Source organism: Lacinutrix salivirga (assembly GCF_053604675.1).
On sequence record NZ_JBSHNP010000018.1, the window covers coordinates 1 to 1242 of the forward strand.

At 30.4% G+C, this 1242-nt stretch carries 2 protein-coding genes; both read left to right on the forward strand.

The features are described 5' to 3' along the window. The coding region (locus ACVC5O_RS00095) for a deaminase domain-containing protein (RefSeq protein ID WP_452219430.1) at positions 1 to 553 on the forward strand (553 nt) is incomplete at its 5' end. 6 nt (positions 554 to 559) lie between these two features. Further along, entirely contained in the window at positions 560 to 1045 is a 486-nt protein-coding gene (locus tag ACVC5O_RS00100; protein WP_452219431.1) for an SMI1/KNR4 family protein, read from the forward strand. Positions 1046 to 1242 lie beyond the last annotated feature (197 nt).

Sequence of the window (1242 nt, forward strand, 5' to 3'; positions counted from 1 at the left end):
TGTAGTAGAAAAACTGTTGAAGAAGTCTGCTAAAGAGGCATTGGATGTTGCAAATATAGCTGGAGAAATTTTAGACCCAAAAGTTAGAGAAGTTTTAGAGTTAACAGCTGGAGTTAAAATAAAAAGAAGATACAGAAAAGCAACTTCTGAAGATATTGAATTATTATCTAAAATTAGAAAAAATACCGATGCTGGTAAAAAGAAAAATGTAGCTGCAACTAAAGGCGAAATAGGTGGGAAAGAAGTTGATTTACAATCAAGGAGTGGTATACAAAATGGAACATCAAAAGATTATGATAATTTTGAATCCATTAGCCCTAAAAATTATAATTACACCAATGGACCAGAGCCTTTAAAAAATAATCATACAGAACAAAAACAAGTTGAATATTTGTATAATAAGTTCAAAGATAATAAATCAATTAGAGGGAAAATTGAAATCATTTCCGATTTAAAAATTTGTGATAATTGTGATTGGTTAATAAGTGCATTTCAAAAAGATTTCCCTAATATTGAAATCACAAGAGTCTGGGTAAGAACAAAATTAAAATAAATAATTATGAAATATTTAAATAAAGTAAAGCAAAAATTAGATGAATGGCAAACAATATATAAAGGTTGTGCAAAAGGGGAAATAATAGAAATAATAGAAATAGCAGGAGGCAGTCTGCCAGAGTGTTATTTAGAATTCTTGTCTACAATGGGTAAAGATATGGACAGAAAGGAAATAGGTATGAGAGGCTTCTTGGTAGGCAATGCTGTTTTCTATGAAGACTTATTTGACAATAAAGAAGGAATGCAGGAACTTCTAGATGAAGACGGTCGCACAGATTTAATCTTAACGGATAATGATTTTGTATTCTATGATTCTCAAGGGATTATACAAGCCTTCTTTAAATTAGATGAAGGAGACAATCCACCTGTTTATGGTTATGAAGAAGGTTATAAAGGAGGTGATTTCCCTAAAATAGCTGATAGTTTATCTAGCTTTTATGAAAGATACCTTGAAAGTGACAAAACACTTTTTAGTGAATTAAGAGTTTAAACTTTTACTAAAGTTAAGTAATACAAAGCCATTTCAACCCGATCGCGCGGATTTGTAATCCGTGACCATAACAGTACGTAATAAAGAGCATCGTTTTTTTGATGCTCTTTTTATATTTACTAAAAGGCTTAAATTGTATAAAAAAACAAATATGTCTACAAAATACAAAGCAACAATGGAAGACACAGGCTATTTTG